A 26,167-nucleotide genomic window follows, 5' to 3' on the forward strand; every position below is an offset into this window, starting at 1 on the left:
AGGCCTGATAATATTATCCTAAATCTATCAGTTTTCGGACTCCTCACCTAAAAAGCTGAAAACAATCATTGTAATCCGGGGTTTTACGCGGATTTTGATCATCCAGATTAAAAACAATTCCCAGCTCATGAGCACCCCCGGAATTGAGGGTTAGTTTTGAAATAGTGGCATCAAAACTATAGGAGATTTTCATTTTACCTGTCTTGATGCCGATATTCATAATCAGGGCATCAGGATTATTTGGAGTCAACCTGGCCCACACCCCCGTAAATAAAGGTCCTAAGCCAACATAAGCACCTCCCAATAATTCGCTAAAATTGTTTTGCCTGGTATACAAAATATTAGGACTGATGAAGATGTCACTTTTGCCTGGTTTGGCATCAAATATAGTAATCTGACTTCCAGCATGCAATGTCAACCTTAAAGGCAGCCCACTGCTGGTATTATCGACCGACCGGGTAAATCTAATATCTGGATTATTGATATGGTTGATACTCAGACCTCCATAGAAATGTGGGTTGTAGATCATAGTCCCCATAGCAAGGTCCAAATAAAGCCGATTGGTGTTGTCAGGTCTGAGTTCGCCACTAGGCAATGGACTACCTCCCGGACCAACTTCGCCGTACAGTGGATCAAGTTGGTCTGGGAATATAAATTTGTCCCATCCGACGGTCGCTTGCACTCCAGCCAATTCAAATCCGGTTTTAATAAAAGTTGATTTGCCTACTTTTAACCGATAGGAATAGATGGCAGCCAGTTTGGTGGTTTTGTACAAACCCTTACCCTGATCGTCGGATAGGACTGAGATCCCTATTCCACTGTTATAGTCATCAAAAAATTGATCATACGACAATGCATATGTCCTATATGCCTGAGCCAATCCCGGCCATTGGTTGCGATAGTTGATAGCAAATCTTGGCGAACTGGTATTTCCTGCAAAGGAGGGGTTGAGTAATATGGGAGAACTATAAAACTGGCTTAATACAGGATCCTGACCTCTTGCCACCAAGGCCACCAATACAAATAATATAATTTTAAAATTTGTCAAGTTTTGCAGAATACTTCGTGTCGTTCTATTTCGTTTATCCAGATATAAATATAACCGTAACTTTGAATTAACCAATGTTTAGATCCTTTCTTGTCATTACAGGCATCCTCCTTTTCAGTAGTTTTAGAGAGTATTCTTTGAATCATTTTAATCATTTTATAGAACCCTCTGTGTTGGCCGAAGGTGATATCTATCAACTATCTGTTACCCATGAAGGTATATTCAAATTAGATTATAATTTCTTAAAGAACGAACTGGGTGTCCCAAATATTGATAACAGAGATCCTAAAAATATTCAACTATATGGATTGGACGGTGGAATGCTCGATGAAGTAGTGCCTTTTGGTATTAAAACCGGTTTAGAGGAAGTAAGCGTCTTAATAGATGGAGGTCAAGATGGAAAATTCGACACTAAAGATTATATCCTCTTCTATGCATCAGGTCCGGACGAAAAATCGTGGAACCAGGCAGACCATATGCTTCTGGTCAAAAAAAACCATTATAGCCGGACTGCAAATTTTCTTTTGAAATGGGGCAACACTGCTGGAAAAAGAATTGCTTCAAAAACCGATGAGCCATTTGGTTCGGCCAATCCAATAAGTCAATATCTCGAGGTACAACACTTTGAAGATGAAAAAGTCAATTTGTTGGCTGGAAGAACGGTCACCTATGGCTCCGGCAAACAATGGTATGGTGATTACTTTAAGACTTTGAGAAAGAAAGATTATTCTTCAGCTTTTGATTTTCAAAACAGTCTACAAGGTTCGACTGCATTGTTTAAAATAGGATTTGCAGGGAGATCCGATGCTTATACAGACTTGATATTCCAGATCAACAATCAAAAAACTAAGCTGACTATCCAATCCACACTGACAGGTGATGTGGAAGATGATATAGCTCGGGAAACACATCAAGTAGTGACCACGGAGATGTCCTCGCCAATGTCTATAAGTATCGACTACCCTAATTCGGTTCAGCCCAGTGAAGGATGGTTAAATTACATAACTGCCAATTTTTACCATCCTCTGACTTGGGCAGGCAGGCCTTTTAGACTTTTCAACCCCGATGCCACTAATAAAAAGAACATATACAGTATAGCTCAGGCAATACCTACTTTATCTATTTGGAATATTGCTGTTCCCTTAAACCCTATACAGACCGGGTATAATATCGTCAATGGAAACGCGGAATTTTATCATGATGCCAGCCAAAGCCAGGGCATATTCATGATATTTGATAAATCTGCGGCCATAGAAAGCCCAACGAAAGGGCCAAAAATAAAAAATCAGGATCTGGCTTCTATTTCTGGAGTGTCCTCTATCATCTTGTATTATCCGGATTTTGAGGACGCAGCAAAAAAACTCGCGGCACATCGTACCCAATATTCTGCAATTAATACTGAACCTATATCCATCGATAAAGTATTTATCGAATATGCCGCCGGGCGACCTGACCCCACGGCCATTAGAAATTTTGCCAGACAGTGTTATTTGAATGATCCTGATTTTAAATATTTAGTACTCCTGGGAGATGGATCTTACGATTATTTAGGGCTCAATAAAGACTTAAAGAACGAAAATTTTATACCCGTTTATGAGACAGACGAATCCCTATCACCCATATTTGCTTTTCCTTCAGATGATTATTTCGGACTCTTGGAAGAAGGAGAGGGAGGAACAGATTTATTAGGTGATCTTGATATTGCTGTGGGTAGAATTCCGGTAAGATCCAAAGACGAAGCTAATACCATCATTGATAAAATAATCCACTATGATCTCCTGGGATCTGAAAATGATTGGAAGCTTCGCATAGCTTTTTCTGCTGATGATGAAGATTCGAATATTCACCTGGAACAATCTGAAGAGGTATCTTCCGGCTTAGAAAAAGCCCACCCTGAATTCAATGTTCAAAAAATATACCTGGATGCGTTTAAGCAAATATCCGGGGCCGGTGGAGAGATTATACCCGGGGCCAATGAGAGCCTTAGCAAGAATATTTTTCAAGGTTTATTGGTATTTAATTACCTGGGGCACGGTGGTCCCAAAGGACTTTCACAAGAAGGTTTGCTGCGTAACTCCGATGTAGAATCCTGGTCAAATAAGGATAGACTGCCTGTAGTCATTACTGCGACTTGCTCTTTTGCACCTTTTGACGATCCTAATGTCAGCTCCACTGGAGAAGCACTGTTGAGAAGTACATATGGAGGGGCTGTTGCCTTGCTCACGACGGTCAGAAATGTCTACTCCTCCTCCAATAGGATCCTGACCCTGGCGGTTTTTGACAATCTATTTCTCAAAGATGATGACGGCAGGCCTTTGACTCTCGGTACGATCATGCAAAAAGCAAAAAATACAATTTCCAGCAATGGATTTGACAGAACCAATGCCAGAAAATTTGCCTTGATAGGTGATCCAACACAACGATTGTCAATACCGTCTAACAAGGTCGTTACTACCCATATTAATAGCAGAGCTGTGGTCAATGGAGTACGGGATACAATTAAATCTCTGCAATTACTGACCATAAAAGGAATGATAACTTCAGAACGACAACAATTACTTGAAGACTTCTACGGTAATGTTAGTGTGACTCTTTATGATAAAAAATCTGTAGTCAAGACTTTGGGGCAAAATGATAACAGTCTGCCGCGGCCATTTCAGGTGCAAAACAGCGTATTATTTAAAGGGAATGCCTCTGTAGAAAAAGGTCGTTTTGAAATACAGTTTGTCGTGCCCCGGGATATAGATTATAGTTATGGGCCTGGTAAAATCAGCTATTTTGCCAACAGCCTTGATAGCGTGGAAGCCACCGGATCTTACAGCGACCTTATCATCGGAGGCTCCCAAAATCAAATCAGTGATCAATCAGGACCAGAAATCAAACTCTATATCAACCACTATCAATTTATCGATGGAGAGGAGACCCATCCCAACCCCTTACTACTGGTTAATATCTATGATGAAAATGGCATCAATGCCACAGGGAATAGTATAGGCCATGATCTGATAGCAGTACTGGATGACAACAAACAATATGTGCTCAATGAATTTTATATAGCCAGCCAGGGAGATTACAAATCCGGAAAAGTAACTTTCCCATTCACCGGATTGGCACCCGGATTACATCATCTTAAAGTGAGAGCCTGGGATGTGGCCAATAATTCTTCAGAGGCTGTTATAAGTTTTGTGGTGATAGATCCAAATGCTCCAACTCATATATTAAGTTTGACAGCATACCCCAATCCGTTTACTGATGTCATCAATGCTCAACTTGTACATAATCTTTCAAGCGTAAGTACGGCCACGGTAAAAATTTCTTTGCTTACTTCTTCCGGACAGATATTATATAGCAAGGAGCAGTTTTTGAGCCCTGCACCGGTAGTAGACATTAGACTCCAATTAAACAAAAACCTTCCTGATGGCTTGTATGTACTGATGACAGAAATCCTACAAGGAAACAAAAGGATTGATACCAAAGGCATTAAAATTTTAAGATTTCCTTAGGCGTTAACTGATAATATTTTAGCTTTTTATTCATTTAAGATTTGATTGTCGGATCGAATAAATCCTTCTTTAATCTATATCTTATGCAAAAATGTATACTCCGAGTCCTGATTTTATTTATTTCTTATAATAATTCTATTGCGCAATGTATTTACGATCCATCCTGTAAATGTATGAGGGATCTCGCTGGAAATGAGTGCGCCAATACTGTAGTCACCGCTGTGCTCTTCCTTAGAATCACTCCTGATTCAAGATCCGGAGGCATGGGCGATGCAGGTATCGCCATTGAAGCTGATGCAGCGTCAATGTATAACAATGCCTCCTTGATAGCTTTTGCCAAAAAAAACAAATCTTTGTCAGCCAGTTATTCTCCGTGGTTGAGAGGGCTGGGTTTGAGCGATGTTTTTATGGCATACCTGGCTGGATACTCTAAGTTAAATGATCGACAGGCTATTGGAGGAAGTTTTAGATATTTTTCTTTAGGCAATATTGATTATTTCGATGATAATGCCCAAAGTACCGGATCTGGAAAGCCCAATGAATTAGAACTCAGCGGGGCCTATGCGAGAAAACTGAGTGAAGAATTTTCAGCGGCAATAAGTTTAAAATTTATTTACTCATATTTGGTATCTGATCGTAATATAGGTGGCAATGATATAAAGCCGGGAGTGGCGGCAGCTACTGATATAAGCTTTAGTTATAAACATCCTGTAGGTAAAAACATGTTTGCAGCAGGTTTGGCGCTCACCAATCTGGGAACAAAAATATCTTATACAAAAAGCAGCCAGGAATACATACCGGCAAATATTGGCCTCGGATTGGCTTATACCTGGAACTTTGATAAATTTAATTCTCTCACCATCACCTCAGATGTCACCAAACTTATGGTGCCTTCTCCTTATGCTCCTTCTCATCCTGATTATGATAAGAATAATAACACGATAGCAGACTATCGGGAATATAATGTAGTGTCAAGCTGGATAAAGTCGTTTAATGATGCTCCAAATGGTTTCAAGGAAGAACTACAAGAATTAATGTATTCTTTTGGAACTGAATATTGGTATAACAACCAATTTGCCTTAAGGGCCGGCTATTTCCGTGAAAATCCATATAAAGGGAATCGCCAATATATGACTATGGGATTGGGTGTAAAATACAATGTGTTCGGCATGAACTTATCGTACTTAATTCCAACTTCCAAATCAATCGTAAATAGAGATCCACTTGCCAATACATTAAGGTTTTCACTGGTTTTTGACTTTGAATAAACGGCTGGCCAAATCGCCGGAACGACTAGACCATCAGAATTAGCCTATCAGATATGTAAAGGTGAGATCTCGGGTATTTGTTAATAACTTCTAAACTATTAAGAATACCTTAAGAGTAATCAGATAATAATTTGGCTATTAAAGCATTAAAGAGGTATTCGTATATTTGCGCAACTAAACTTATACCTGATCGAATGAGAAATCTTTTATTGAGCACATTATTACTCTTTGCCATCTTCGGAATATCTACCGCCGTATCTGCACAATGCGTCTATGATCCTGGCAGTAAAAAAATGATCGATCAGATTACGGGCAATGAATGTATTAATACAATTGTCACTGCAGTACCTTTTTTGAGGATTACACCTGACTCAAGAGCTGGAGGAATGGGAGATGCCGGTATCGCTACAGATGCTGATGCAAGTTCAATTTATAACAATGCTTCCTTGCTCGCTTTTGCTAAAAAGCCAAAATCAATCTCAACTACTTACTCTCCCTGGTTGCGTGCTTTGGGTTTGACGGATGTATACATGGCCTATGTAGCTGGGTATACAAAAATCGGTGATCTTCAAGCACTTGGAGGGAGTCTACGCTATTTTTCTCTTGGCAATATCGATTATACGGACGACAATGGACAACCTCTTGGTTCGGGCAAACCAAATGAAATAGAGATTACCGGTGCTTATGCGAGAAAACTGAGTGAAGAATTTGCAGCCGCTGTAAGCATAAAATTTATCTACTCCTTTTTGGCCTCCGACCTAAACATTGGAGGCAATGACATAAAACCCGGTGTAGCAGGTGCTACCGATATCACGTTCAGCTACAAACACCCTGTCGGCGAGAATATGTTTACAGCTGGTCTCGCACTGACCAATCTTGGAACTAAAATATCTTACACTAAAAACAACCAGGAGTATATCCCCGCCAACCTTGGTATCGGCCTGGCTTATACCTGGAATTTTGATGAATACAATTCACTCACTGTGACTTCGGATGTCACTAAACTACTGGTTCCTACCCCCATCGTGGATAAAAACCATCCCAAATACGATGTAAGTCCCAAAGACGGGATTCCCGATTATCGACAATATAATGTAGTATCAAGCTGGATTAAATCTTTCAGTGACGCTCCTAATGGGTTTAAAGAGGAACTTCAAGAGTTGATGTTTTCATTTGGTACCGAATACTGGTACAACAATCAATTTGCTCTTCGGGCGGGCTATTTCCGTGAAAACCCGTTTAAAGGTAATCGACAATACATGACTATGGGCTTAGGGGTAAAATACAATGTGTTTGGTATGAATCTTTCGTATTTAATACCTACTTCAAAATCACTGACTAACAGAGATCCTCTGGCCAATACGCTTAGATTTTCGTTGATTTTTGACTTTGATGATATAAGTCAACAGTGAAAATAGCCATTTGGCCTTAGGGTAAATGAAAGTATTTTTTACTTAGCAGCCAGCAGCAATCGCATGGACTCTCCGATATCGGCGGGAGATTTGACGACAGTGATGCCACATTCCTCCAAGATCTTCATTTTGGCTTCTGCTGTATCGCTAGCTCCACCAATGATCGCACCTGCGTGACCCATTTTCCGACCTTTTGGTGCGGTTTGGCCTGCGATAAATCCTACTACTGGTTTGGTGCCGTGTTCTTTTATCCAATATGCAGCTTCAGCCTCCATACCGCCTCCAATTTCACCGATCATGATGATCCCTTCAGTCTCAGGATCATTCATCAATAATTTGACGGCCTCCATAGTGGTAGTACCCACGATTGGGTCACCTCCTATTCCGATACAGGTAGATTGGCCGAGTCCGGCCTTGGTCACCTGATCTACAGCTTCATAGGTAAGCGTACCAGATCTGGATACAATACCCACATGGCCTTTTCTGTGAATAAATCCTGGCATGATACCTACTTTAGCCTCATCCGGAGTAATGATTCCGGGACAGTTAGGGCCTATGAGAACACAATCAAAATCTTTTATGTATTCTTTTACTTTTATCATATCCTGTACAGGAATGCCTTCAGTGATGCATACGATCACATGAATACCTGCGGCAGCGCTTTCCATGATAGCATCAGCAGCAAAAGCAGGAGGAACGAAAATAATAGATACATTGGCTCCAGCATCGCGGACAGCACTGATTACATTATTAAAAACAGGTCTATCCAAATGTCGCTGTCCACCTTTACCCGGGGTCACTCCTCCGACGACATTGGTGCCATATTCAATCATTTGAGTAGCATGGAAGGTTCCTTCCTTTCCAGTAAAACCTTGTACGACTACCCTACTATCTTTATTGACTAATACACTCATTGTTTTTTATTTAAAGATTCTTCGAAGATGAACAGATCTTCATTTGATTTGTGCATAAAATACTTTTCCCTGGCATATTTTTCTTTGTTTTGATCCAGGTCTGCTTTGTCTTCTTTGGCTTTTATAATCAGGCCATTGAGACTTTCTCTTTCATTCTCTAACCTATATATAGACTGTGAAAGCTGCCATTGATTGATCCATTTGTTTTTATCAAAAAAAATCATCCAGATGAAAAAGGCTATGCCTGTTATGAAAAATTTATTTATCAGTGTATCCGGCAAAATTTTACTGATTGAAAGCTTGACCTGAGACCAATAATTCATGATAATAGATTTGAATATGAGATACAAATATATTATAATAAATCATTATATTATCATAAAAGCTTTTCCAGGATAAACTGCAGACTCACCCAATTCCTCCTCAATTCTCAGTAGTTGATTGTATTTGGCCAACCTGTCGGATCTTGAAGCAGATCCAGTCTTGATTTGTCCAGTATTCAGTCCCACAGCCAAATCAGCTATAAAGGTATCCTCTGTTTCACCAGATCTATGGCTTATAATACTGGTGTAGGCGTTTCGATTGGCTAATTGTATGGCGTCTATCGTCTCAGATAAAGTGCCAATTTGATTGACTTTAATCAGGATTGAGTTAGCTGCATCAGTGTCGATTCCTTTTTGAAGTCTATCCACATTGGTGACGAAAAAATCATCGCCAACTATCTGTACTTTATTGCCGAGTTCTTTTGTCAAATTAGTCCAACCTGTCCAATCATCTTCATGGAGACCATCTTCAATAGATAGGATGGGGTACTTTGAGCACCAATCTTTCCAAAAGCCAATCATCCCATTTGAATCAAATTCTTTTTTGTCCGACTTTTTAAAGACATATCGTTGTTTAGTCTCGTCCCAAAATTCAGAAGCAGCAGCATCCAGAGCAATTGCTATATCTTCTCCAGGTTTATATCCTGCTTTTTGGATGGCTTCCAGCACCAACTCTATCGCCTCTTCATTGGTATTGAGATTAGGAGCAAATCCTCCTTCATCACCTACATTGGTACTATATCCTTTGGATTTAAGGACTGTTTTAAGGTTATGAAATACCTCAACACCCATCCTCAATGCCTCTGAAAAAAAATCTGCACCAATTGGTATGATCATAAACTCCTGAAAATCAATCTTGTTATCTGCATGTGCACCACCATTGAGTATATTCATGAGGGGTACAGGCATCACATGAGCATTGACACCACCTAGATATCGGTATAGCGGCTGTTTGCTCTCCTTGGCAGCAGCTTTAGCCGCGGCAAGTGAAACACCTAAGGTAGCGTTAGCTCCCAGTTTTGATTTATTAGGAGTGCCATCCAGTTCAATAAGGAGTTGGTCTATATATTTTTGATCCTGTACTTCAACACCTATCAATTCCTCTCGGATCATTTCCTCGACATTCTGGCAGGCTTTCAGCACTCCCCTGCCCATATACCTATCTTTATTGCCATCCCGTAACTCTACCGCTTCATGTTTGCCAGTAGAGGCTCCAGATGGAACAGCGGCTCTGCCGATGACACCTTTTTCCGTCTCCAGTTCCACTTCAACTGTAGGATTTCCGCGAGAATCTAAAATTTCCCGTGAACGAATATCTACGATTACACTCATTTTATGATTATGATTTTTTGTGATTACTTAATTCCTCTATAAACTGGTCAAACAGATAATGCGCATCATTCGGTCCAGGAGAAGCTTCCGGATGGTATTGAACAGAATAAGCTGACTGATTTTTAAGTCTTATTCCTTCTATCGTATCGTCGTTTAGATTAACATGGGTTATTTCGATCAGATCTGATCTGGATTGAAGAATTTCCGGATCGACACAAAAGCCATGGTTTTGAGAGGTAATCTCGCATTTGCCCGTAAAAACATTTTTGACAGGGTGATTAATACCTCTATGACCATGATGCATTTTATAAGTCGGTATCTCCAGTGAAAGTGCGAGAATCTGGTGTCCCAAACAGATCCCAAATAGCGGCTTTCGAGTCTCCAAAATAGCCTTGGTGGTCTCTATTGCGTAATCCATAGCTGCAGGGTCACCCGGGCCATTAGATAAAAAATATCCATCTGCTGGCCAATCTAAAACCTTATCAGCAGGCGTTTTGGCTGGAAAAATGTGTAAATAACAATCCCGCGCCAATAAATGATTTAGGATGTTTCTTTTAATCCCAAAATCCATAACAGCCACTTTATACTTTGCATTGGAGTCTCCCAAGAAATACTCTTCGGTAGTAGTCACTTTACTGGCCAGTTCTAATCCGTTCATGTCCGGAGTTTCTTTGAGCTTTTGTTGCAAGACCTGGACATCAAAAATATCAGAAGAGATTACAGCATTCATAGCACCTTTGCTTCGGATATGTTTGACTAAAGCACGGGTATCGATTTGATGAATCCCGACTACTTTTTCTTTTAAAAAATAGTCTTGAATCGAAAGATCAGCCCTTGCTCTGGAGTATTCATTGGTAAAATTTTTACAAATTAAGCCTGAAATTTTCATTGAGGAAGATTCTGTCTCCGTCACTTTGGTTCCGTAATTACCAATATGTACGTTGGTCGCAATAAGCAGCTGACCATAATAGGAAGGGTCAGTAAAAACTTCTTGATAACCCGTCATGCCTGTATTAAAACAAAGCTCTCCAGAGGTAGTGCCTTTAATACCGATAGCCTCTCCCTGGTAAACTGTACCATCTTCTAACATTAAAATTGCGGGGGCTGCTTTTGAGTATGCTTCTGTCATTCTATGACAATTGATGTTTTTTATTGAGGACAAATATAAAATTTAATCATGAGCATTAGGGTGTGATTGATCATGTAAAATTTTATAAAATAGACATTCTATTGTATCGTCCAGCAACAAAAAGGGAGACCAAAGCCTCCCTTTTAAATAATATATAATCTTCAAGATGATTATTCCTGAGTATCAGCCTCCGTAGGAGTCCCTTCAACTTCAGTGATAACCTCAGCAGTGGATATAGCTTTTTTGCCACTTCCCCGTCTGGTTTTCTTTTTCTTTTCAGTAGATTCCGTTACAGCTGGCTTGGTACCATTGACATATACTTCATTGAAGTCAACAAATTCTATTAACGCCATTTCTGCAGCATCGCCACTTCTCCAACCGGTTTTGATCACCCTAAGATATCCACCAGGGCGATTCATGATTTTTGGAGCTATCACTGCAAACAGTTCTTTGATAGCGTCTTTGCTTTGTATATAGCTAAAAATAACCCTTCTGGAATGGGTCGTATTATCTTTAGATTTGGTCACGAGAGGCTCCAGGTATTTTCTCAGTTCCCTCGCTTTGGCAAGCGTGGTATTTATTCTTTTGTGTTCAATTAAAGAAGCAGAAAGATTCTTTAACAACGCAGACCTATGACCATGTTTTCGGCCAAGGTGGTTGATTTTGTTACCATGTCTCATGATTAAAAAAATTTAGCATCGCCACAGTGGAGCTAAGTAAAAGCTCTTGACACTAATTGGCAGATTAAGTTTATTAAAATAATTATTCTTCGTCCAATTTATATTTGGCCAAATCCATGCCAAAGCTGAGGCCTTTTGTCGCCAAAAGCTCTTCAATTTCGACCAAAGATTTTTTACCAAAATTTCTAAACTTCAACAACTCGTGGGTGTCATATTTTACCATTTCTCCCAATGAATTTATTTTGGCAGCTTTGAGACAATTATAAGCTCTTACAGATAGGTCAAGATCTTCCAACGAGGTTTTTAATAGCTTACGCATATGTAAAATATGCTCATCAACTATCGTATCCTCTTTTCGGGCTGAATCATTGAAAGTAATATTTTCATCTGTAATCAACATCAGATGTTGGATCATGATGCGAGAAGCTTCTTTGATAGCCTCTTCAGGGTGAATCGTGCCATCTGTACGCAATTCTATGGTCAGTTTTTCGTAATCAGTCCGCTGTCCAACCCTTGTACTGGAAATAGAGTAAGCAACATTCTTGATAGGCGTATAAATAGCATCTAAGGGTATAAGCCCTATTGGTGCATCTTTAGGATATACATCATCAGCAGGCACATAACCTCTACCTTTGGTAACTTTCAATTCAATCTCCAGGTTTACGAAAGGCTCCATTCTGCAAATCAGCAGATCTGGATTCATCACTTTATAGACATTAGTAAATTTTTCAATATCACCAGCTCTGAATTCATCTTTTCTGTTAATAGTAAGATATACGGTATCTTCATTATTGTCATCAAGATTATTTACCTTCTTGAGACGGACTTGCTTAAGGTTAAGGATAATGTCAACCACATCTTCTACTACCCCTTTGATTGTCGAAAATTCATGATCTACGCCCGCAATTCTAACACCGGATATAGCACTGCCTTCCAAAGAAGATAAAAGTATCCTCCTGAGAGAATTGCCTATAGTTTGACCAAATCCTGGCTCGAGAGGTTTAAACTCGAACACACCATCGAAATCATTCGCTTTCTGAAGGATTATTTTCTCCGGTTTTTGGAAATTTAATATACTCATATGTTTACGACTTATTCTTAAATTAAAAAAAATGAAAAGTGAATTGTTTAAATCTCTAAAAAAATTACTTAGAGTACAATTCCACAATCAATTGTTCATTAATTCTTTCTGGAATCATATCGCGTTGAGGGTAAATTAAAAACTTACCTTCCAATCTTGCTGGATTCCATTCAAGCCAGGGTGATTTTCTGATATCTGATTTAGAATGAATTTGATTTTGAATGTGTTCTAGATTGGCAGATTTACCTCTCACTGCAACCACTGTGCCCGGCTTTAACAATGCAGAAGGTATATTGAGAATTTTGCCATCTACAGCGATGTGTTTGTGAGAAACTAATTGACGAGCTGCCCTACGGGTAGGAGCAATTCCAAGTCTATATACTGTATTATCCAGTCTTGACTCTAATAATTGCAATAAAACAGTACCTGTAACACCGTGTTTTCTGGTAGCCAGGTCAAAAGTTTTACGAAATTGGCGTTCTAACAGACCATAGGTATGCTTTGCCTTTTGCTTTTCTTTAAGCTGCACAGCATAATCCGATTTCTGTTTTCTTTTACGAGAAGTGCCATGTTGCCCAGGGGGATACTTCTTTTTGTCGAAGGATTTGTCATGACCAAAAATTGGTTCACCGAAGGTTCTTGCTATCTTGGTTACCGGTCCTGTATATCTTGCCATAAAAATGTATAAATCTGAAAGATTAAATTCGAATAAAATTAAACTCTTCGTTTTTTCGGAGGTCTGCAACCATTATGAGGGATTGGGGTAGTATCGGTGATGGTCACCACTTTGATACCAACATCATTAATTCCTCTGATAGCTGCTTCGCGACCATTTCCAGGTCCTTTAACAAACACATCGGCAGACCGAACTCCAGCCTCATGTGCGAGAGTAGCTGCATGAGATGCTGTCTTCTGGGCTGCAAAAGGTGTATTTTTTTTAGATCCTCTAAATCCTTCCCTTCCCGAAGAAGACCAAGCGACTACCTGACCTTGTTTATTAGTAATGGTAACTATCACATTATTAAAGCTAGCTAAAATATAAGCTATGCCTTCTGATTCAACAATTACCTTTCTTTTCCGTGCTTTTTTTACCTGGGCCATGCTACTCTGAGTTATCTGTTATTTAGTTACTTTTTTCTTATTAGCTACGGTTTTACGTTTTCCTTTACGTGTGCGAGCGTTTGTTTGAGTATTTTGCCCTCTGACCGGCAAGCCTTTTCTATGTCTGATCCCCCTGTAACAACCAATGTCCATCAATCGCTTGATATTCATTTGGACTTCAGAGCGGAGCATACCTTCCACTTTATAATCATCCTGAATGATTTTAGTGATTTTATGAACATGCTCATCCGTCCAGTCAGAAACCTTCATCTCTGGATCAATATCTGCCTTAGACAGGATGTTTTTAGATGAGGTAGTACCTATTCCAAAGATATAAGTAAGGCCTATATACCCTTTTTTGTTTTTTGGTAGATCTATACCGGAAATACGTGCCATAAATTATCCTTGTCTTTGTTTGAATTTTGGATTTTTCTTATTGATTACATACAACCGGCCTTTACGGCGGACGATCTTACAATCTACAGATCGTTTTTTAATTGAAGTTCTTACTTTCATAACTTGTTAATAAGTTTTACTTATATCTATAAATAATCCGACCTCTCGAAAGATCATAAGGTGACATCTCTACAGCTACTTTATCGCCAGGTAAAAGTCGGATATAGTGCATCCTCATTTTGCCAGAAATTGTAGCTAAAATCACATGATCATTTTCAAGATGGACCCTAAACATAGCGTTGGACAAAGCCTCTTCTATGATACCATCCTGTTTGATCAAATCCTCTTTTGGCATCCCATTAAAATTTCGGACTGCAAATATCTATATTTTTAATGAAATTTCGCTTAATTCTTTATTATTTTTAATAGCTTCTTCCATTACCTCATGATTAGTGAGGATTTCAGCCTTCTGTTTTCTCACTACGATGGTGTGTTCATAGTGAGCACTAGGCTTGCCATCCTTTGAGACAATAGTCCAGTTATCACTTAATGTTTTGATTTGCCTGGTTCCCAGGTTTACCATGGGTTCAATAGCAAAAACCATACCTTCATGCAACAATAAACCGTTGCCTCGTTTGCCATAATTGCTTACATCAGGTGCTTCGTGCAGCTCCTTGCCTATTCCATGGCCAACCAACTCTCTTACTACCCCAAATTTTTTTCTTTCTCAATATAGTTTTGAACCGCAAAACCTATATCACCTAATCTATTGCCTTGTATGGCCTGATCTATGGCCAAATAGAGAGACTTTTTGGTCGACACACAAAGATCCATGACCGGGGCACTGACTTCCCCTAAAACCACGGTATAAGCCACATCACCATGATAACCATTTAAATATGCTCCGCAATCCAATGAGATCACATCCCCCTCTTTAAAGGCTACGCTGGTAGGTATCCCGTGTACCACAGCAGCATTGACAGAAATGCATAATGAGGTAGGAAAAGGTGGACTTCCATACCCTTTAAATGAAGGATATCCCCCTTTAGATACAATATAGTCTTGAGCCACCAGATCCAGATCTTTACCTGAGGTCCCTGGCTTCAATATTTTTATGGATTCTGCTATTGCTTCACACGCTAGCTGACAACTCTGGCGAATCAGATCTATTTCTTCCTCAGTTTTTAAATTGACTTTTCCTTTCGCCATAGCAACATTTCTAGGGAAATCAGGGGTAGTTTAAGAACTAGCTCCAATTGGAGCCAATCCGCTACCAGTACGACCTTTAATATTGCCTGATTTTACCAGACCATCATATTTGCGCATCAATAAATAACTCTCGATCTGCTGTAACGTATCCAAAGCAACACCCACTAAAATGAGTATGGTAGATCCTCCGAAAAAAGCAGCAAAAGAATTATTAATGCCAAAAGTTCTTGCCAATGCGGGAGTAATGGCTAATATACCTAACATAACTGCTCCCGGTAAGGTGATTTTAGAAGTAATCATGTCTATAAACTCAGCCGTTGGCGAACCAGGCTTAACACCAGGTATAAAAGCGTTTTGTCTCTTAAGGTACTCAGAATACTGATTGCTATTGACGATAAGGGCTACATAAACGTAGGTAAACAGAATGACCAATAAAAGGTAGATCAAATTATATGGCAGCGAAGTATAATCATTGAGGGACCTTACGAAGCCACTGGTCGAGGCAGCATTACCCGCTAATGATTGAATGGCAAATCCTGGCAAAAACATAATTGCCTGGGCAAAAATGATCGGCATTACACCTGCAGCATTCAATTTAATAGGTAGGTAATCACGATTGCCACTGACAGGAAGACCGGTGCGTCCAACCATCCGTTTTGCAAATTGAATAGGAATCTTTCGTACTCCCTGCACCAATAAAATGGATCCGAGGACGACCAACATCAGTGCTGCTAACTCAAGAATGAGCATAAAAGTCCCACCTGAGCTAAATCGAGATTGAATTTCAAATATAATGGCCTGAGGCAATCGAGCTATGATACCAATCATGATCAACAGGGACACACCATTACCTACACCTTTGTCTGTGATTCTTTCGCCTAACCACATCGCCGTTACGGTGCCGGTAGCCAGCAAAATCGAATTGACAAAATAAAATATACTCTTTGGCACGCTTGGGTCTATTGCATTGGAAGCATTTAAATACGCCAAATAAGTACCACCTTGAAGCAAGGTAATCACCACCGTAAGAATCCTGGTGATTTGATTGAGTTTTTTACGGCCAGACTCCCCTTCATGTTGTTGTAATCGCTGAAAATAGGGCAATGCAAATCCAAGAAGTTGAACGATGATAGAAGCAGTGATATAGGGCATGATACCCAAAGCGAAAATGGAAGCATTGTTAAAAGCTCCACCAGTATAAATGTTAACAAGATTTAAAAGGTCATTAGCGCCTCTATTTTCAGCAGCAGCCTTCAATTGGCTAGCCACTACACCGGGCATCACTATATATGAACCAAAGCGAAATACCGCTAATACCATCAAAGTGAAGAGTATACGCTTCCTCAGCTCTTCAATCTTCCAGATATTTTTTAAAGTCTGTATTAAACTATTCATTAATGGAGGAATTAAATTATTGTGATCGTTCCACCTTTTTCTTCGATGGCTTTTTTGGCAGAAGCTGAACAAGCATGGGCAGATACTTTAATCGGGCTGATCAATTCACCTCTACCTAAAATTTTCATTTTTTGTCCAGGGTTAATTAAACCTTCTTTTGTAAACAAAGTGATATCTATTATATCCAGATTAGTCCTGTTAGCTATACTTTGGAGTTGATCCAGATTAAGAATCTCATATTCCTGACGCGCAGGATTCCTAAATCCTATTTTAGGCAATCGCATTTGCAAAGGCATTTGACCACCTTCAAAATTGCGTTTTGCTTTATGGCCAGATCTTGATTTATGACCTTTGTGGCCTTTTCCAGCTGTTCCACCTAATCCGGTAGCAACTCCCCTACCCCTTCTCTTATTATTTTTGGTAGAGCCGCCGGCTGGTTTTAAATTACTTAATTCCATGATCGATTCTTTGTTAATTGAGTTAAATATGTTCTACAGTAACCAAATGGGGCACTTTTTTTAGCATTCCGTCAATTTGAGGGGTAAGTTCTTTTTCAACTACGTGTCGAATTCCTTTTAAACCCAAAGCTTTGATGGTGTTTTTCTGGCGCTCTGTTTTTTCAATAACGCTTTTGATTTGAGTGATTTTTACCTTTCCCATGAGCTTATAAAATTAACCGTTAAAAACTTTGCTTAATGATACTTTTCTTTGTTGTGCTATCTCCTGGGGAGATCTCATCTTAGACAATGCGTCAAGGGTAGCTTTGATCACATTATGAGGATTTGAAGATCCAAGAGATTTACCCAATACGTTATGTACACCTGCCATATCAAGCACAGCCCGCATTGCACCACCAGCTATGACACCCGTACCTTCTGATGCAGGCTTGATCAAGACTTTACCTGCACCAAACTTTCCAGCTTGAATATGAGGTATAGTCCCTTTATGAATATTGACACGAATTAAATTCTTTTTGGCATCATCTATGGCTTTAGCGATAGCTTCCTGAACATCACGGGCTTTTCCCAAACCGTGACCGACTACACCATTGCCATCACCGACTACTACTATTGCAGCAAAGCTAAAAGTACGACCACCTTTGGTGACTTTAGCCACCCTGTTGAGTGCTACCATTTTGTCTTTGAGCTCGGCCTCTGAAGGTTTTACCCTTTTTAAATCTCTTTTCGCCATAATCTTCGAATAAATTATATTTCTTTATTAAAATTTAAGCCCTCCTTCACGAGCGCCTTCGGCCAATGCTTTGATCCGGCCATGATATAAATTACCACCTCTGTCAAAAACCACGCTTTCAATATTTAAAGACTTAGCTCTATCAGCAATTAATAATCCAACGGCTTTGGCTTGCTCCGTCTTGTTCTTTGCTTTATCTATAACATCTGCATGAGCAGAAGCCGCAGCCAAAGTGATGCTTTTTGAATCATCTATCAATTGGCAATAAATGGATTTATTACTTCTATACACCGCCAATCTAGGCCGATCAGCAACTCCAGATACTTTTTTCCTGATTCGGAATTGGATCTTTTGTTTATTAGTGGTTTTTGTCGATTTCATTTCAGATATTGTTTATCTTAATAAGTATTGATTATTTGGCTTTACCAGCAGCTTTTCCTGCCTTTCTTCTTAGGATCTCACCTGCATATTTAATACCTTTTCCTTTGTATGGTTCAGGCTTTCTCAACTTTCGTAATTTGGCACCTATCTGTCCAATGAGCTGTTTGTCAGATCCACTTAGTTTAATCATGGGTGGCTTACCTTTTTCAGTCAGTGTCTCTACTTTGAGCTCATCAGGTACATACATCATAATAGGATGCGAATGTCCAACACCAATCTCCAAAAGATTGCCCGTATTGGTAGCTCTATACCCCACCCCTACCACTTCGAGGTCTTTCTTAAAGCCAGTACTTACTCCTTTGACCAAATTGGCTAAAATAGCCCTGGTGGTACCGTGAAGTGATTTATGTCTTTTCTGCTCTGAAGGTCTTATAACTGTTAGATGTCCATCCTCAAGGGTCAACTTCATATCATGGTCTATGACCTGAGTGTGTGTGCCAATAGGCCCTTTGATGGTTACTCTGTTTTTATCAATTTTCACCTCTACTCCTTTAGGAATGGGTATTGGCAATTTTCCGATTCGGGACATAATTCTTTTGTTTGTAAAAGATTAAAATATATAACACAAAACTTCGCCACCCACATTTTGAGATCTGGCCTGCTTGTCTGTCATGATTCCTTTATTGGTAGATACGATAGCAATGCCCAATCCAGATCCCACTCTTGGGATGTCATCTGCTGCACTGTATTTTCTAAGACCTGGTCTGGAAGCTCGTTGCAACTTTTGTATAATTGGCTGCCGGGTCATAGGATCGTATTTTAATGCGATGAGTATCTTCTCAAATTCGCCTTCTTTCTGGTCAAACTTATATTTGAGGATATAACCATTCTCATATAAGATTTCGGTCATTCTCTTCTTCATATTAGAAGCAGGTATCTCTACCATTCTATGACCTGCAGATTGTGCATTTCTGATCCTGGTCAAATAATCTCCGATTGTATCTGTAACTGCCATACTAAACTATATTAATTAAATTCATCTAATAATTACCAGCTTGCTTTTGTGACACCTGGTATTTTACCGGCAAGCGCCATATCTCTAAATGCTACACGAGATAATCCGAATCTACGAATATACCCTCTTGGTCTCCCAGTCAACTGACAACGATTTTTAAAACGAACAGGAGATGCATTTCTTGGCAACTTGTCCAATGCTTCATAATCACCTGCAGCTTTAAGTTTAGCTCTCAGGTCAGCATATTTTGCGATCAACACTTCGCGCTTTTTTTGTCTTGCTACTACCGATTTCTTAGCCATAATGTATGTTGCAGATTAGATTTTTTGATTTTTGAAAGGCAAACCGAGACTAGAGAGTAAAGCATGTGCTTCCTTATCTGTTCGAGCGGAAGTGATAATGGAAATATCCATACCTGAGATTTTGCTGATTTTATCTAAATCGATTTCAGGGAAAATAATTTGTTCTGTAACACCCAGGGTAAAATTACCTCTACCGTCGAAACTTTTGTCATTGATTCCTCTAAAGTCACGAACCCGGGGAAGCGCTACCGCAATCAAACGATCCAAAAATTCATACATTCTATCACCACGAAGAGTCACTCTGGCACCAATGGCCATATCTTCTCTAAGTTTAAAGTTAGAAATTGCTTTTTTAGATTTGGTAGGCACTGCTTTCTGGCCGGTAATCAAAGATATTTCAGCACAAGCGATATCCACAGATTTACGATCCTGGGTAGCTTCTCCAACGCCCTGATTGATGCAAACCTTTAACACTTTAGGAACCTGCATTACGGTCGTATACTTAAACTGCTCAGTGAGTTTCGGTACGATCGTGTCGAGGTAATACTTTTTAAGTCTCGGTGTATATTTCATATTCTTATCACTTAATCGTTTGACCAGATTTTTTTGCCACTCTCACAGATTTTCCATTCTCTATTCGCCTACCTACCCTGGTTGGTTCTCCAGATTTAGGATCAATCAATTGAAGTTTGGACAAATATATTGCAGCGGGAATCTCACGAATTCCTCCTGGATTATTATTAGTTGGTTTAGTATGCCGCTTTACTAAATTGACATCAGTGACTATGGCTTTCAAGGACTCTTTAAGCACTTTTTGTACTTCACCTTTTTTGCCTTTTTCATCACCGGAGATGACCATGACCTGATCGCCTTTTTTAATATTCAGCTTAGGTGCAAACCTTTTCACTGTTATTTTATTCTTTGTAATCATCGTTATTATCTTTCAATTAAACTTTACCGCTATTATGATTAAAGCACTTCTGGTGCAAGAGAAATAATCCTCATATAATTTTTATCACGTAATTCTCTAGCTACGGGGCCAAAGATACGGGTACCTCTAGGTTCGTCTGCGTTAGTTAAGAGCACCACAGCATTGTCATCAAAGCGAATATAAGTACCGTCTTTTCGATGGATCTCCTTAGAAGTACGGACAATAACTGCTTTGGATACAGTTCCTTTTTTAATACCACCGTTAGGCGTAGCATCTTTGACAGTAACTACAATCACATCTCCCACACCCGCATATCTACGCCGAGTACTGCCTAAAACCCGTATACACTGTACTATTTTGGCACCACTGTTATCGGCCACATTCAATTTTGATTCTGTCTGTATCATGGTATAGTTACCTTTTATACTAAATTTTAATAATTAATTATTTGGCCCGTTCAATGATCTCCACTAATCTCCAGGATTTATTTTTACTTAAGGGACGGGTTTCCATAATTTTCACCAAATCGCCAATATTGCATTCATTTTTCTCATCATGAGCCATATACTTAGTCGTCTTATGCATGAATTTTCCGTACTTAGGGTGTTTTACTTTACGATCTATAGAGATTGTAATAGATTTTTGCATTTTATTGCTGGTCACTACACCTACCCGGGTCTTTCTATTGGCCCTTACTATTGCTGCGGATTCTGTATTCTGCTCCATAATGAATGAATATTTTTAAGCTTCTGATGCTTTTGATTTATTGTTTTTTTCTTCTTGCTCTGATTTTAGTTCTTTTAGAAAGTTCGGCTTCAGTCAACTTACTGACTTCGCGACTTCTTTCCTCTGTCTTCAGTCTTGCAATTTTTTTACGCATTACTTTTAACTGAGAAGGATTGTCCAACCCTTTAACTGAATGAGTAAATCGAGCTTTTTGCAAATCCATGCTGATTTCGATCAACGTATTTTTAATATCCGTCTCGGACAAGGCTACGATATCCTGATTTTTTTTATTTGCCATGGTAAAAATATTTTAAAGATCGTGTCGGGCAACGACTTTGGTTTTAATTGGTAATTTTTGTGCGGCCATATTGAGAGCTTTTGTTGCTGCCTTTTCTTCAATGCCTTCCATTTCAAATAAAATGCGACCTGGCTGAACCAAAGCAACATAATATTCTACAGCTCCTTTACCTTTACCCATCCTTACTTCAGCAGGTTTATGTGTAATAGGCTTATCAGGGAAAATCCTGATCCAAACTTGACCTTCCCGTTTAGTCTCGCGGGTCATAGCAATACGAGCGGCTTCTAATTGACGATTGGTAATCCTACCTAACTCCAAGGCTTTCAGGCCATAAGATCCAAAAGATAAGGTACTGCCTTTTAGAGCTATTCCCCTATTTCTTCCTTTTTGTTGTTTTCTATATTTCTGTCTTTTAGGCTGTAACATGGCTTATTTTTGAAAAAAGTTTGGCAAAGGTACAATGTTTTTATTAATCACTTTTGGTTATTTGGGTCTGGGTCGTGCGCCTCTATCTCCTCCGCGATCTGATCCCCCGCGGTCATTACCTCCTCTGGAACGATCCCCCCGGAAACTTCCGCCACCAGGTCTGCGACGACCACCACGGTCATCTCTTCTATCCTGGCCACCTCCTCCTTGAGCATCCTTTTTAACTAACCCGATATTGGGAGATAAATCTCTTTTGGTCAAAACCTCACCTTTGCAAATCCAGGTTTTGATCCCAATTTTCCCATAAACTGTTTGGGCTTCAGCCAAAGAATAATCAATATCAGCCCTGAAAGTATGCAATGGTGTACGGCCTTCTTTGTATTCTTCTGAACGGGACATTTCCGCACCGTTTAACCGACCTGAAATCCTTACTTTGATACCTTCAGCTCCTGCCCTCATGGTTGACTGGATGCTGGATTTTATAGCTCTTCTATAGTTTATCCTTGATTCGATCTGTTTGGCGATAGATTCACCAACGATAGTAGCTTCTAACTCCGGTTTGCGGATTTCCATGATATTGATTTGAATATCGCTACCCGCTAATTTTCGTAATTCTTCTCTGATTTTATCCACTTCAGTCCCCCCTTTACCAATGATGATACCAGGTCTGGAGGTATGTATGGTAAGGGTGATTCTCTTCAATGTTCTTTCAATCACTACTCTAGCCACTCCACCTTTTTCGATTCTGGCTAAAAGGTATCTACGGATATGCTCATCCTCAACGACTTTTTTTGCCATCGTTCTACCGCCGAACCAATTAGAATCCCATCCTCTGATGATTCCCAGTCGACTTCCTATCGGATTTACTTTCTGACCCATTTAAATTAATTGTATGGTTTTATTGATTAGATTGAATTTCGTCTTCAGTAACGCTTTCAGATGGTAGCGGAACAGAGTTAGCGACTATTAAAGTCAGATGATTGGAGCGTTTACGAATCCTGTGTGCTCTACCATGTGGTGCAGGCTGGAACCTTTTAAGTACCGGTCCACCCCCAACAAAAGCTTTGCTTACTATGAGATTGTAGGTATCTGTATTGCCAGTTTGCTCACTTTTCACTTCCCAATTGGCTACGGCGGAAATCAAAGCTTTTTCTACCCAGTATGCTGAGTCTTTTTTGGTAAACTTCAGGATATTCAAGGCATCTACTACCTTTTTACCCCGAATATTATCTACCACCAGTCTAATTTTCCTGGCCGAACCATGTCCATTTCTCAAATGGGATACTGCTTCCATGTTATAAATTTTTCTAGATAATTGGTTAATAAACTATACGTATGATTATCAGTCTTTTCTATTTCCTGAATGTCCTCTGAATGTCCGGGTAGGAGAAAATTCTCCAAGTTTATGACCCACCATGTTTTCCGTGACATAGACAGGTATAAATGTTTTGCCATTATGCACTGCGATGGTTTCTCCTACCATCTCAGGTATGATCATAGAAGCTCTGGACCAGGTTTTGATCACCACCTTCTTATTAGCTAGTTTGTTTTCAGTCACTTTCTTGAGAAGCCTGTGAAAAACATATGGTCCCTTTTTAATTGATCTTGCCATTGTATTCTAATTTTTACGACTTATTTCTTTTTAGCATTTCTGTGAGAAATAATCAGCTTTTGAGAGCCTTTATTGGTATTTCTTGTTTTAGCTCCTTTAGCCTTCTTAGAGTTTCGGGATCTTGGATGTCCTCCAGAGGCTCTACCTTCACCTCCACCCATTGGGTGATCTACAGGGTTCATAGCCACACCCCGGTTACGAGGTCTGATACCACGCCATCTGCTTCGGCCTGCTTTACCAAGGATCTGAAGACCATGATCTGGATTCGATGTAGTACCAATAGTGGCTCTGCACTGAATCAGTATTCTTCTAACCTCACCTGAAGGCATTTTAACCACGGCATACCGACCTTCTTTTCCAGTCAATTCCGCAGCAGTACCGGCACTTCTAACCAGGGCAGCACCTTGATGTGGATGCAATTCGATGGCATGAATACTACTACCGAGAGGAATATCTCTTAAATACAGTGTATTGCCAATTTCCGGCTCAGCATCTTTACCTGAATGCACTTTCTGACCAACTTTGAGTCCATTAGGTGCTATCATATATCTTTTTTCACCGTCGGCATAATGCAACAATGCTATGTATGCTGTGCGGTTTGGATCGTACTCAATAGAATGAACTACTGCTGGAATACCATCTTTGTCTCTTTTAAAATCAATGACGCGATATTGTCTTTTATGACTTCCCCCTCTATATCGGACGGTCATACGACCTTGATTATTTCGACCGGCTACTTCGTGAAAAGGCTTTAAAAGGCTTTTCTCCGGCGTTGACTTGGTCACTTCCGCAAAGGTATTGGCGATTCTAAATCGGGTACCCGGGGTGACTGGTTTAAATTTTCTTACTGGCATCTTTTAATCAGTTTATTAGATTTCACCATAAATATTAATGCTATCACCTTCTGTAAGCGTGACAATAGCTTTCTTGTAGGAAGGCTTGAGTCCCACACTTACCTTTCTCTTAGTAGATCGAGACTTTTTCTTGGAAGGATTGATCATTGTATTAACATCTTTGACATTTACGCCATAATGCTTTTCTATAGCTTTTTGAATCTCAATCTTGTTGGCTTCCTTGTGCACTAAAAAAGTGTATCGGGGAAGACTACTGCTCAGCTTCTCAGCCTTTTCAGAGATCACAGGTCGAAATAATATCTTCTTTTCCATTTTAATTATTATTTAGAAGATGGTGAAAGGGTTTCAACTAATTTGGCGATCGCACTTTCAGCCAGCACCACCACATTGGAATTCAATATGGCGTAGGTGTACACATCTTTGGCATTGAGCATATTGGTCTTTGGCAGGTTTTTACCAGACAAAATCAATGTCTTGTCATGATCTGCTGTAACGAATAATGTCTTTTGGTCACTCACTTTCAAGTTTTTGAGTACCTCCAGAAAGCTTTTTGTTTTAGGCTTGTCAAACGAAAAGTCTTCTACAACCATCACTTTGCCACCCGCTGCTTTATCAGATAAAGCTGATTTTCTAGCGAGTACTTTTACCTTTTTATTGACCTTTTCAGTATAATCTCTTGGATTAGGGCCAAAGACTGTTCCTCCGCCTCTAAACATGGGACTTTTGATATCTCCTTTTCGAGAGCCCCCTGTACCTTTCTGTTTATGTAATTTTCTGGTAGACCCAGAGATTTTATTTCTCTCTTTGGTTTCAGCAGTACCCTGTCTCTGATTGGCCAGGTATGATTTGACATCAAGCCATACAGCGTGTTCGTTTGGCATGATACCAAATACAGTTTCTGGCAATTCGATCTCACGGCCAGTGTCAGAACCTTGTGTATTATGAACTGTTACTTTCATGGCTTTACTTTTTTTCTATGATTACAAAAGAACCGTTGTGCCCAGGAATAGCTCCTTTTACAACCAATAAGTTTTTATCACTAAAAATCTTAATCACTTTAAGACCTCTGATTTTGACTCTTTCACCTCCAGTACGACCGGCCATTCTAATCCCTTTAAAAACTTTACTAGGGTAAGAAGAAGAACCAACAGAACCCGGGGCTCTTTGTCTATCATGTTGACCGTGGGTAAGTTCGCCGACACCACCGAAGCCATGTCTTTTCACCACACCCTGAAAACCTTTACCTTTAGAAGTCCCGATTGCACTGACGGTATCACCAGTCTTAAATATTTCATCGATGGTGATCAATTCGCCAGCTTTTTTCTCCAGGGAGAAATTTCTGAATTCGACGACTTTTCGCTTTGGAGTAGTACCTGCTTTTTCAAAGTGACCTTTGAGGGGTTGGGAGGTATTTTTGATTTTAGCATCACTAAAACCAAGCTGCAAAGCATAATAACCATCTGAATCATCGGTTTTGACCTGAGTCACTACATTAGGACCCGCTTCGATGACGGTACAGGCGACATATTTGCCAGCATCGTCATAGATGCTTGTCATGCCTATTTTTTTGCCAATCAATCCGTTCACTTTACAGTGTTTTAATTATTTAAAAGAATAATATATGACCAAGAAAGCAAATC

At 39.7% G+C, this 26,167-nt stretch carries 36 protein-coding genes and 1 pseudogene; 3 read left to right on the forward strand and 34 right to left on the reverse strand.

The window, feature by feature from the left end:
• Positions 1-43: 43 nt before the first annotated feature.
• Positions 44-1,048: a PorP/SprF family type IX secretion system membrane protein gene (locus tag IPJ09_08920; GenBank protein ID MBK7371550.1), complete on the reverse strand. Its 1,005-nt coding sequence runs from the start codon at positions 1,046-1,048 to the stop codon at positions 44-46.
• A gap of 74 nt (positions 1,049-1,122) precedes the next feature.
• Here IPJ09_08920 and porU point away from each other — a divergent pair, with 74 nt between their 5' ends.
• The 3 genes from porU to porV (IPJ09_08935) all read left to right on the forward strand — a co-directional run bounded on the left by porU (position 1,123) and on the right by porV (IPJ09_08935) (position 7,231).
• On the forward strand, positions 1,123-4,551 hold the full coding sequence (gene porU / locus IPJ09_08925) for a type IX secretion system sortase PorU (protein MBK7371551.1): 3,429 nt from the start codon (positions 1,123-1,125) through the stop codon (positions 4,549-4,551).
• A gap of 83 nt (positions 4,552-4,634) precedes the next feature.
• Positions 4,635-5,819 carry a type IX secretion system outer membrane channel protein PorV gene (porV, locus tag IPJ09_08930; GenBank protein ID MBK7371552.1) on the forward strand — a complete coding sequence of 395 codons (1,185 nt, stop codon included), beginning with the start codon at positions 4,635-4,637 and terminating at the stop codon, positions 5,817-5,819.
• Positions 5,820-6,013: 194 nt separating this feature from the next.
• Positions 6,014-7,231 carry a type IX secretion system outer membrane channel protein PorV gene (gene porV, locus IPJ09_08935; GenBank protein ID MBK7371553.1) on the forward strand — a complete coding sequence of 406 codons (1,218 nt, stop codon included), beginning with the start codon at positions 6,014-6,016 and terminating at the stop codon, positions 7,229-7,231.
• Positions 7,232-7,269: 38 nt separating this feature from the next.
• On the opposite strand, the gene sucD is transcribed toward porV (IPJ09_08935), so the two are convergent.
• From sucD to rplC, 33 genes and pseudogenes are all read right to left on the reverse strand, one after another.
• A complete protein-coding gene (gene sucD / locus IPJ09_08940) occupies positions 7,270-8,145 on the reverse strand; it encodes a succinate--CoA ligase subunit alpha (protein ID MBK7371554.1) in 876 nt (291 codons plus the stop codon).
• Complete coding sequence (locus tag IPJ09_08945) at positions 8,142-8,468, reverse strand: septum formation initiator family protein (GenBank protein MBK7371555.1); 327 nt, start codon at positions 8,466-8,468, stop codon at positions 8,142-8,144. The genes sucD and IPJ09_08945 overlap by 4 nt, the downstream gene beginning before the upstream one ends.
• 45 nt (positions 8,469-8,513) lie before the next feature.
• The gene (eno, locus tag IPJ09_08950) at positions 8,514-9,800 is read right to left on the reverse strand and encodes a phosphopyruvate hydratase (GenBank protein ID MBK7371556.1); all 1,287 of its coding nucleotides are present in this window, start codon (positions 9,798-9,800) and stop codon (positions 8,514-8,516) included.
• A gap of 7 nt (positions 9,801-9,807) precedes the next feature.
• A complete protein-coding gene (carA, locus tag IPJ09_08955; GenBank protein MBK7371557.1) occupies positions 9,808-10,929 on the reverse strand; it encodes a glutamine-hydrolyzing carbamoyl-phosphate synthase small subunit in 1,122 nt (373 codons plus the stop codon).
• 170 nt (positions 10,930-11,099) lie between these two features.
• Positions 11,100-11,609 carry a 50S ribosomal protein L17 gene (rplQ, locus tag IPJ09_08960; GenBank protein MBK7371558.1) on the reverse strand — a complete coding sequence of 170 codons (510 nt, stop codon included), beginning with the start codon at positions 11,607-11,609 and terminating at the stop codon, positions 11,100-11,102.
• Positions 11,610-11,691: 82 nt separating this feature from the next.
• Complete coding sequence (locus IPJ09_08965) at positions 11,692-12,690, reverse strand: DNA-directed RNA polymerase subunit alpha (GenBank protein MBK7371559.1); 999 nt, start codon at positions 12,688-12,690, stop codon at positions 11,692-11,694.
• A 64-nt stretch (positions 12,691-12,754) separates the two neighbouring features.
• Entirely contained in the window at positions 12,755-13,366 is a 612-nt protein-coding gene (rpsD, locus tag IPJ09_08970) for a 30S ribosomal protein S4 (GenBank protein MBK7371560.1), read from the reverse strand.
• Positions 13,367-13,404: 38 nt separating this feature from the next.
• A complete protein-coding gene (gene rpsK / locus IPJ09_08975; protein ID MBK7371561.1) occupies positions 13,405-13,791 on the reverse strand; it encodes a 30S ribosomal protein S11 in 387 nt (128 codons plus the stop codon).
• An 18-nt stretch (positions 13,792-13,809) separates the two neighbouring features.
• Entirely contained in the window at positions 13,810-14,187 is a 378-nt protein-coding gene (gene rpsM / locus IPJ09_08980) for a 30S ribosomal protein S13 (GenBank protein ID MBK7371562.1), read from the reverse strand.
• A gap of 3 nt (positions 14,188-14,190) precedes the next feature.
• On the reverse strand, positions 14,191-14,307 hold the full coding sequence (rpmJ, locus tag IPJ09_08985) for a 50S ribosomal protein L36 (protein MBK7371563.1): 117 nt from the start codon (positions 14,305-14,307) through the stop codon (positions 14,191-14,193).
• A 16-nt stretch (positions 14,308-14,323) separates the two neighbouring features.
• Positions 14,324-14,542: a translation initiation factor IF-1 gene (infA, locus tag IPJ09_08990; GenBank protein MBK7371564.1), complete on the reverse strand. Its 219-nt coding sequence runs from the start codon at positions 14,540-14,542 to the stop codon at positions 14,324-14,326.
• Between the two features lie 27 nt (positions 14,543-14,569).
• Positions 14,570-15,396 (reverse strand): annotated as a pseudogene (map, locus tag IPJ09_08995) (type I methionyl aminopeptidase).
• 30 nt (positions 15,397-15,426) lie between these two features.
• A complete protein-coding gene (gene secY, locus IPJ09_09000; protein MBK7371565.1) occupies positions 15,427-16,791 on the reverse strand; it encodes a preprotein translocase subunit SecY in 1,365 nt (454 codons plus the stop codon).
• A gap of 11 nt (positions 16,792-16,802) precedes the next feature.
• Positions 16,803-17,249: a 50S ribosomal protein L15 gene (rplO, locus tag IPJ09_09005; protein MBK7371566.1), complete on the reverse strand. Its 447-nt coding sequence runs from the start codon at positions 17,247-17,249 to the stop codon at positions 16,803-16,805.
• A gap of 22 nt (positions 17,250-17,271) precedes the next feature.
• On the reverse strand, positions 17,272-17,451 hold the full coding sequence (rpmD, locus tag IPJ09_09010; GenBank protein ID MBK7371567.1) for a 50S ribosomal protein L30: 180 nt from the start codon (positions 17,449-17,451) through the stop codon (positions 17,272-17,274).
• Between the two features lie 12 nt (positions 17,452-17,463).
• Complete coding sequence (rpsE, locus tag IPJ09_09015; GenBank protein ID MBK7371568.1) at positions 17,464-17,982, reverse strand: 30S ribosomal protein S5; 519 nt, start codon at positions 17,980-17,982, stop codon at positions 17,464-17,466.
• 27 nt (positions 17,983-18,009) lie between these two features.
• Positions 18,010-18,363 (reverse strand): 50S ribosomal protein L18, encoded by a 354-nt coding sequence (locus tag IPJ09_09020; protein ID MBK7371569.1) that lies wholly within the window; start codon positions 18,361-18,363, stop codon positions 18,010-18,012.
• A gap of 31 nt (positions 18,364-18,394) precedes the next feature.
• Positions 18,395-18,952 (reverse strand): 50S ribosomal protein L6, encoded by a 558-nt coding sequence (rplF, locus tag IPJ09_09025; protein MBK7371570.1) that lies wholly within the window; start codon positions 18,950-18,952, stop codon positions 18,395-18,397.
• A gap of 21 nt (positions 18,953-18,973) precedes the next feature.
• Positions 18,974-19,378, reverse strand: a complete 405-nt coding sequence (gene rpsH, locus IPJ09_09030) for a 30S ribosomal protein S8 (protein ID MBK7371571.1) — start codon at positions 19,376-19,378, stop codon at positions 18,974-18,976.
• 32 nt (positions 19,379-19,410) lie between these two features.
• Complete coding sequence (gene rpsN, locus IPJ09_09035) at positions 19,411-19,680, reverse strand: 30S ribosomal protein S14 (protein MBK7371572.1); 270 nt, start codon at positions 19,678-19,680, stop codon at positions 19,411-19,413.
• Between the two features lie 15 nt (positions 19,681-19,695).
• Complete coding sequence (gene rplE / locus IPJ09_09040) at positions 19,696-20,253, reverse strand: 50S ribosomal protein L5 (protein ID MBK7371573.1); 558 nt, start codon at positions 20,251-20,253, stop codon at positions 19,696-19,698.
• A 7-nt stretch (positions 20,254-20,260) separates the two neighbouring features.
• Positions 20,261-20,611, reverse strand: coding sequence for a 50S ribosomal protein L24 (gene rplX / locus IPJ09_09045; protein MBK7371574.1), 351 nt, complete (start codon positions 20,609-20,611; stop codon positions 20,261-20,263).
• Between the two features lie 38 nt (positions 20,612-20,649).
• Entirely contained in the window at positions 20,650-21,018 is a 369-nt protein-coding gene (gene rplN, locus IPJ09_09050; GenBank protein MBK7371575.1) for a 50S ribosomal protein L14, read from the reverse strand.
• A 37-nt stretch (positions 21,019-21,055) separates the two neighbouring features.
• Positions 21,056-21,337 (reverse strand): 30S ribosomal protein S17, encoded by a 282-nt coding sequence (gene rpsQ, locus IPJ09_09055; protein MBK7371576.1) that lies wholly within the window; start codon positions 21,335-21,337, stop codon positions 21,056-21,058.
• 37 nt (positions 21,338-21,374) lie between these two features.
• Positions 21,375-21,635, reverse strand: coding sequence for a 50S ribosomal protein L29 (rpmC, locus tag IPJ09_09060; GenBank protein MBK7371577.1), 261 nt, complete (start codon positions 21,633-21,635; stop codon positions 21,375-21,377).
• A gap of 12 nt (positions 21,636-21,647) precedes the next feature.
• Positions 21,648-22,061, reverse strand: coding sequence for a 50S ribosomal protein L16 (gene rplP / locus IPJ09_09065; GenBank protein ID MBK7371578.1), 414 nt, complete (start codon positions 22,059-22,061; stop codon positions 21,648-21,650).
• A 57-nt stretch (positions 22,062-22,118) separates the two neighbouring features.
• Entirely contained in the window at positions 22,119-22,940 is an 822-nt protein-coding gene (gene rpsC / locus IPJ09_09070) for a 30S ribosomal protein S3 (protein ID MBK7371579.1), read from the reverse strand.
• 19 nt (positions 22,941-22,959) lie between these two features.
• Complete coding sequence (gene rplV, locus IPJ09_09075) at positions 22,960-23,355, reverse strand: 50S ribosomal protein L22 (GenBank protein ID MBK7371580.1); 396 nt, start codon at positions 23,353-23,355, stop codon at positions 22,960-22,962.
• Positions 23,356-23,403: 48 nt separating this feature from the next.
• Positions 23,404-23,673, reverse strand: coding sequence for a 30S ribosomal protein S19 (rpsS, locus tag IPJ09_09080; protein ID MBK7371581.1), 270 nt, complete (start codon positions 23,671-23,673; stop codon positions 23,404-23,406).
• 20 nt (positions 23,674-23,693) lie between these two features.
• Positions 23,694-24,527 (reverse strand): 50S ribosomal protein L2, encoded by an 834-nt coding sequence (gene rplB, locus IPJ09_09085; GenBank protein ID MBK7371582.1) that lies wholly within the window; start codon positions 24,525-24,527, stop codon positions 23,694-23,696.
• Positions 24,528-24,542: 15 nt separating this feature from the next.
• Positions 24,543-24,839: a 50S ribosomal protein L23 gene (rplW, locus tag IPJ09_09090; protein ID MBK7371583.1), complete on the reverse strand. Its 297-nt coding sequence runs from the start codon at positions 24,837-24,839 to the stop codon at positions 24,543-24,545.
• A gap of 8 nt (positions 24,840-24,847) precedes the next feature.
• Positions 24,848-25,486 carry a 50S ribosomal protein L4 gene (gene rplD, locus IPJ09_09095; GenBank protein MBK7371584.1) on the reverse strand — a complete coding sequence of 213 codons (639 nt, stop codon included), beginning with the start codon at positions 25,484-25,486 and terminating at the stop codon, positions 24,848-24,850.
• Positions 25,487-25,490: 4 nt separating this feature from the next.
• The gene (gene rplC, locus IPJ09_09100; protein ID MBK7371585.1) at positions 25,491-26,114 is read right to left on the reverse strand and encodes a 50S ribosomal protein L3; all 624 of its coding nucleotides are present in this window, start codon (positions 26,112-26,114) and stop codon (positions 25,491-25,493) included.
• Between the last annotated feature and the right edge of the window lie 53 nt (positions 26,115-26,167).

It is taken from the genome of Saprospiraceae bacterium, assembly GCA_016709995.1.
GTDB lineage: Bacteria > Bacteroidota > Bacteroidia > Chitinophagales > Saprospiraceae > JADJLQ01.

Coding starts and splice junctions, on each gene's coding strand:
- porU (MBK7371551.1), top strand. CDS start 1,123: ATGTTTAGATCCTTTCTTGTCATTACAGGCATCCTCCTTTTCAGTAGT.
- porV (MBK7371552.1), top strand. CDS start 4,635: ATGCAAAAATGTATACTCCGAGTCCTGATTTTATTTATTTCTTATAAT.
- porV (MBK7371553.1), top strand. CDS start 6,014: ATGAGAAATCTTTTATTGAGCACATTATTACTCTTTGCCATCTTCGGA.
- sucD (MBK7371554.1), bottom strand. CDS start 8,145: ATGAGTGTATTAGTCAATAAAGATAGTAGGGTAGTCGTACAAGGTTTT.
- IPJ09_08945 (MBK7371555.1), bottom strand. CDS start 8,468: ATGAATTATTGGTCTCAGGTCAAGCTTTCAATCAGTAAAATTTTGCCG.
- eno (MBK7371556.1), bottom strand. CDS start 9,800: ATGAGTGTAATCGTAGATATTCGTTCACGGGAAATTTTAGATTCTCGC.
- carA (MBK7371557.1), bottom strand. CDS start 10,929: ATGACAGAAGCATACTCAAAAGCAGCCCCCGCAATTTTAATGTTAGAA.
- rplQ (MBK7371558.1), bottom strand. CDS start 11,609: ATGAGACATGGTAACAAAATCAACCACCTTGGCCGAAAACATGGTCAT.
- IPJ09_08965 (MBK7371559.1), bottom strand. CDS start 12,690: ATGAGTATATTAAATTTCCAAAAACCGGAGAAAATAATCCTTCAGAAA.
- rpsD (MBK7371560.1), bottom strand. CDS start 13,366: ATGGCAAGATATACAGGACCGGTAACCAAGATAGCAAGAACCTTCGGT.
- rpsK (MBK7371561.1), bottom strand. CDS start 13,791: ATGGCCCAGGTAAAAAAAGCACGGAAAAGAAAGGTAATTGTTGAATCA.
- rpsM (MBK7371562.1), bottom strand. CDS start 14,187: ATGGCACGTATTTCCGGTATAGATCTACCAAAAAACAAAAAAGGGTAT.
- rpmJ (MBK7371563.1), bottom strand. CDS start 14,307: ATGAAAGTAAGAACTTCAATTAAAAAACGATCTGTAGATTGTAAGATC.
- infA (MBK7371564.1), bottom strand. CDS start 14,542: ATGCCAAAAGAGGATTTGATCAAACAGGATGGTATCATAGAAGAGGCT.
- secY (MBK7371565.1), bottom strand. CDS start 16,791: ATGAATAGTTTAATACAGACTTTAAAAAATATCTGGAAGATTGAAGAG.
- rplO (MBK7371566.1), bottom strand. CDS start 17,249: ATGGAATTAAGTAATTTAAAACCAGCCGGCGGCTCTACCAAAAATAAT.
- rpmD (MBK7371567.1), bottom strand. CDS start 17,451: ATGGGAAAGGTAAAAATCACTCAAATCAAAAGCGTTATTGAAAAAACA.
- rpsE (MBK7371568.1), bottom strand. CDS start 17,982: ATGGCGAAAAGAGATTTAAAAAGGGTAAAACCTTCAGAGGCCGAGCTC.
- IPJ09_09020 (MBK7371569.1), bottom strand. CDS start 18,363: ATGAAATCGACAAAAACCACTAATAAACAAAAGATCCAATTCCGAATC.
- rplF (MBK7371570.1), bottom strand. CDS start 18,952: ATGTCCCGAATCGGAAAATTGCCAATACCCATTCCTAAAGGAGTAGAG.
- rpsH (MBK7371571.1), bottom strand. CDS start 19,378: ATGGCAGTTACAGATACAATCGGAGATTATTTGACCAGGATCAGAAAT.
- rpsN (MBK7371572.1), bottom strand. CDS start 19,680: ATGGCTAAGAAATCGGTAGTAGCAAGACAAAAAAAGCGCGAAGTGTTG.
- rplE (MBK7371573.1), bottom strand. CDS start 20,253: ATGAAATATACACCGAGACTTAAAAAGTATTACCTCGACACGATCGTA.
- rplX (MBK7371574.1), bottom strand. CDS start 20,611: ATGATTACAAAGAATAAAATAACAGTGAAAAGGTTTGCACCTAAGCTG.
- rplN (MBK7371575.1), bottom strand. CDS start 21,018: ATGATACAGACAGAATCAAAATTGAATGTGGCCGATAACAGTGGTGCC.
- rpsQ (MBK7371576.1), bottom strand. CDS start 21,337: ATGGAGCAGAATACAGAATCCGCAGCAATAGTAAGGGCCAATAGAAAG.
- rpmC (MBK7371577.1), bottom strand. CDS start 21,635: ATGGCAAATAAAAAAAATCAGGATATCGTAGCCTTGTCCGAGACGGAT.
- rplP (MBK7371578.1), bottom strand. CDS start 22,061: ATGTTACAGCCTAAAAGACAGAAATATAGAAAACAACAAAAAGGAAGA.
- rpsC (MBK7371579.1), bottom strand. CDS start 22,940: ATGGGTCAGAAAGTAAATCCGATAGGAAGTCGACTGGGAATCATCAGA.
- rplV (MBK7371580.1), bottom strand. CDS start 23,355: ATGGAAGCAGTATCCCATTTGAGAAATGGACATGGTTCGGCCAGGAAA.
- rpsS (MBK7371581.1), bottom strand. CDS start 23,673: ATGGCAAGATCAATTAAAAAGGGACCATATGTTTTTCACAGGCTTCTC.
- rplB (MBK7371582.1), bottom strand. CDS start 24,527: ATGCCAGTAAGAAAATTTAAACCAGTCACCCCGGGTACCCGATTTAGA.
- rplW (MBK7371583.1), bottom strand. CDS start 24,839: ATGGAAAAGAAGATATTATTTCGACCTGTGATCTCTGAAAAGGCTGAG.
- rplD (MBK7371584.1), bottom strand. CDS start 25,486: ATGAAAGTAACAGTTCATAATACACAAGGTTCTGACACTGGCCGTGAG.